The sequence below is a fragment of the Spiroplasma endosymbiont of Lariophagus distinguendus genome, assembly GCF_023846195.1.
Classification (GTDB): domain Bacteria; phylum Bacillota_I; class Bacilli_A; order Mycoplasmatales; family VBWQ01; genus Spiroplasma_E.
The window spans coordinates 1-4733 of the sequence record NZ_JALMUW010000070.1; the positions used below are offsets into that span (position 1 = coordinate 1).

Genomic DNA, 4733 nt, shown 5'->3' on the forward strand with positions numbered 1-4733 from the left:
TAATTGAGTTCCCGATATTTGATATTATATTTTTGAAATATCTTTAAAATTTTCCAAATTTAATAATGAAATTGATTATTTTTTTATTCTTTAAAACAAAATTATTTTTTTTATTTTGAAATGATTATTTTAGTAAATTTATTTTTTATGAAAGCAATAAAAGAATTTTAGAAAACAATTATTAGTAGATGAAATTAATGATTATAGATTGACATATTATAATAAAAGTTACCTAATGGTAACTTTTATTATAATTAAATTTTTAAATATGATTACTTCCATAAGAAGGTAAATCAATTATTGCTCATTCATCTTCATCATTTATTGCTTCTTTTGCATCATCTAACATATCATATTCTTCTTCAACATTTTTGCTATTGTTATTATCTAAAATTATTTGATTAATTTTAGTTGCATTATCTAATGTCATATTATATTCATATTTACTTATATTACTTGATTGATTTGTTAGATTCTTTGAGTTTAATGTAGTTTTCTTTTCATCATTTTTTTGTATTACTTTTATATTTAATTCTTGTTTTTTATTTTTGTAAAAATTTCATGAATAGTAACCAATTCCACCAGCAAGACACACTAGTCCCACTGTAAGAAGATTATTTGGAAGTATTGATTGTAATAAATTAGAAAGTATTTCAGAATTAATTTCGCTCTCATTTCTGTTTAAAAATTTCATTTTTATGTTCCTTTCAAATCAAAATAAAAACCTATTTATTTACAAAAATAAATAGGATAAAAACTTATATTAAATTTTTACTAAATAAATATAGCATAATTTATATATTAATTGTTAATAAGTTATTTAAAATTTTTATAAAAAAGCATATATCCAAAAAAATATTGACTTTCGCGTTAAAGTTATATATATTACAAAATAGTATTTGAATAAAGCTAATAAATTATATATAGAGGAAGATATAAGATGCCATCAAAATTAGTAATCATGGAATCTCCAGTTAAAAGTAAAGCAGTACAATCATATTTAGGTAATGATTATTTAGTGTTATCTTCGGATGGACACATTCGTAATTTAGCAATTAAAGGTCAATATGGTTTGGGAATTGATTTAGAAACTTTTGAACCAATTTACAAAATTGATCGCAAAAAAATGCCAAAGGTAAAAGAATTAAAAAGTAAATTAAAAAGTATTACTCATGTTTATCTAGCAACCGATCATGATCGTGAAGGAGAAGCAATTGCTTATCATTTAGATCAAGTATTAGCAACAAGTAATATATCATCACGAATAACTTTTAATGAAATTACTAAAGATGCAATTTTAACAGCATTTAAATCTCCACATAGTATTGATTTACCATTAGTTCGTAGTCAAGAAGCAAGAAGAATGGTTGATCGTATCATTGGTTTTCGCTTAAGTAATCTATTACAAAAGAAGATCGGTTCACGTAGTGCAGGGAGAGTACAATCAGTAGCATTAAAATTAATAGCAACAAGAGAACGTGAAATTACTAATTTTATTAGCAAAGAATTTTGAACAATTAATAGTACTTATCAAAAAAAAATAATATTAAATTGTGAAAAATATAAAGAAGAACTGTTAGTTATTAATAATGAACAAGAAGCAGTTGCTATTAAAAATGCATTAAGTGATAGTTATCAAGTAATTTCTGTTACTGAACAAAATCGTAAGCGTAATTCATTAAATCCATTTACTACTAGTAGTTTATTACAAGCAGCATCAACACAATTAAATTTTAGTACTGCTAAAACAACGCTTATTGCTCAGCAATTGTATGAAGGAATTGATGTTAATGGAACACTTACTGGATTTATTAGTTATCCTCGTACTGATTCAATACGTTTAAATGATAAATTTATTGAAAATGCCAAAACATTAATTGTTAATGAATATGGTGAACAATATCTTGGGCAGAAGAAAGAACAGACTAATAAAAAAAATGTGCAAGATGCTCATGAAACAATCAGACCAACTGATTTAACAATGAATAATAAACGTGCTATTGATTTTTTAAATAAAGATCAATTAAAACTTTATAATTTAATTTATTTTCGTGCCCTTAGTTCATTAATGGCACCAGCACAATTAATTAGTACTACTGTCTTATTTAAAAATAATGATTATCAATTTCGTTTAACAGGACAACAAATCAAGTTTAAAGGATTTTTAATGCTTGATGTAGAAAGTCTTGAAAATGAAGAACTTTTAGTTTTACCAAAATTTGAAAAAAATCAAATTATTAAAGTTGAGTCAGTAAATTTACAGCAACACTTTACTAAACCAAAACCAAGATACACAGAAGCTAAATTAATTAAAACATTAGAAGAACTAGGAATTGGTCGACCATCGACTTATAATCCAATTATGAACACTATTAAAGAACGCGGTTATGTTATTATTGAAAATAAGTCTTTTAAAGCTACTGAGAAAGGTCTTTTAACTAATGATAAACTTCAAGAGTTTTTTTATGATATTATTAATGAGACATATACTTCACAAGTTGAAACTCAATTAGATCAAATTGCTCATGGTAATTTTGATATGCATCAAGTGGTAAAAGACTTTTGAGTTAAGTTTGAACCAAGGATTGATGATGCTTTTGATAAAATGACTGAGTTTAAAATTAAACCGGTTTTATTAGATCAAGATTGTCCACTTTGTGGTGCCCCACTTGTGCAAAGAACAGGAAGATATGGTAAATTTAACGGTTGTTCAGCATTTCCAAAATGTCGATATATTCAAAAACAATTAGAAAAAATTAAACCTTGTTTAGTATGTACAGATGGTTGAATGGTTGTTAAATCTTCAAAACAAAATCGAAAATTTTTAGGATGTACTAATTATCCAAATTGTAAACATGTTGAAAAGTATCAAGAAGTAACTTCTGATAAAGAAGTAAAGTAGGTGAAACGCATGTTAAAAGATTATATATTATTAATAGATAAACCTTCATTTATGACATCACAAGATTGTCTTGTTGTTATTAAAAAACGTTTGAAATTAAATAAAATTGGTCATACAGGTACGTTAGATCCTTTAGCAACAGGACTAATGGTAGTACTTGTGAATGAAGCAACCAAAATTAGTGATTTTATTTTAAAAAGTGATAAAGTTTACATTGCAAAAATGCAACTATTTTTAAAAACCGACACCGGCGATATTACTGGTAAAATTATTGAATCAAAACCACATCTTGATTTAAAAGAATCAGAAATTGTTAAAGCACTTGAATTTTATAATAATCGTCAATATGAGCAAATAATTCCTGCTTATGCAGCAGTTAAAATTAATGGTAAAAAACTTTATGAATATGCTCGTGAGAATATTCCTGTTGAATTACCAAAACGTAAGGTTTATATTAAATCTTTAAAATTAATTAGTTTTAATAATGATTTAGTTACTTTTGAAGTAGTATGTTCAAAAGGAACTTATGTTCGAGCTTTGGTTACTGACATTGCTAGAATTTTACATACATCAGCAACTTTAACTTATTTGAGAAGAATTCATCAATCGGGTTTTGATTTAAGTAATGCCCTAAATTTAGATGTTATTAATGAAGAAACAGTTAGTAAAAATCATATTAGTATTTATGATGGTGTTAAAAATATTATGCCAGCGATTGTTGTTGATAATAGTAAAAGTGTTATTGATGGTAAACCCTTAGTTATTGATAGCACTAATGAGCCATATGTTTTAGTTGTTAATTCTGAACATTTGCCATTAGCTATTTATCGTAATCAAAAAAATAATTTATACGTAAGCCAACGAGGTTTTAAATGTAATGAAGATATTAAAATTGAAAAATCTAAATATTCAAAATCAAAAATTGATGTCTAAACCAATTATTGCTTGTTGAGGTTTTTTTGATGGTATTCATCAAGGTCATCAAGCCCTATTTAAACAATTATTAGTTAATTCAACAATAAATAATTATCAAACATGTATTATTAGTTTTGATAGAAAACCACAAAGTGTAATTAGTAATAAAAATAATGAGGTTTTATTAAGTAATGAAGATAAAATTAAAACAATTGCTAAATACAATTTTGATTATTATTGGGAAATTAAGTTTAGTAAAGAAATAGCAACACTTTCACCAGAGCAATTTATTTCGTGATTATTGGCAAATAATGTTAAAGCAGTAGTTGTTAACCCAAATATTAGGTTTGGTTATCAAGGGCAAGGTAATATTAAAACATTACAACAATCTTCATTACAAGTTTATCTTTGTAATGATATTATTGTTAATAATAACAAAGTTTCTTCAACTTATATTAAACAACTTTTACAAAATAAAGATATTAGTAGTGCTAATCTTTGTTTACAACAAGAGCCATATACAATTAGTGGTAAAGTAGTTCATGGTATTAAAGAGGCTAGAACGATTAATTTTCCAACTGCTAATTTATCGTTATTAACAAACTATGCATTACCGGGTCTTGCTACTTATATTACGCTTACTGAAGTAGATAATAGATGATATCAAAGTATGACAGTAATTATGTTACGTAATAATAAGCCGTTAGTTGAAACTTACTTATTAAACTTTAATCAAGATTTATATGGAAAAATCATTAAAGTTAGATTTTTAGATTTTCTTCGTGATAATTTAAAGTTTACTAATTTAGATGATTTAAAAAAACAAGTCGATAAAGATTTAATAGAAACAATTAAATATTTTGCTAATTCTAGTACTAAATTATTAAAGCCATAATAATTGTGATATTCTTTGAAC

The 4733-nt window shown here is 25.1% G+C and carries 4 protein-coding genes; 3 read left to right on the forward strand and 1 reads right to left on the reverse strand.

The genetic code is table 4. The annotated features are described in order from the left end of the window. Positions 1–262: 262 nt before the first annotated feature. Positions 263–694, reverse strand: coding sequence for a hypothetical protein (locus M0D11_RS05235; RefSeq protein ID WP_252320742.1), 432 nt, complete (start codon positions 692–694; stop codon positions 263–265). 246 nt (positions 695–940) lie between these two features. Between M0D11_RS05235 and topA the strand changes: the two genes are divergently transcribed. The 3 genes from topA to ribF are packed head-to-tail and all read left to right on the forward strand — an operon-like array spanning position 941 to position 4712. Beyond that, positions 941–2902: a type I DNA topoisomerase gene (topA, locus tag M0D11_RS05240; RefSeq protein WP_252320744.1), complete on the forward strand. Its 1962-nt coding sequence runs from the start codon at positions 941–943 to the stop codon at positions 2900–2902. 9 nt (positions 2903–2911) lie between these two features. Further along, entirely contained in the window at positions 2912–3835 is a 924-nt protein-coding gene (truB, locus tag M0D11_RS05245; RefSeq protein ID WP_252320746.1) for a tRNA pseudouridine(55) synthase TruB, read from the forward strand. Beyond that, positions 3828–4712, forward strand: a complete 885-nt coding sequence (gene ribF, locus M0D11_RS05250) for a riboflavin biosynthesis protein RibF (RefSeq protein WP_252320748.1) — start codon at positions 3828–3830, stop codon at positions 4710–4712. The genes truB and ribF overlap by 8 nt, the downstream gene beginning before the upstream one ends. Positions 4713–4733 lie beyond the last annotated feature (21 nt).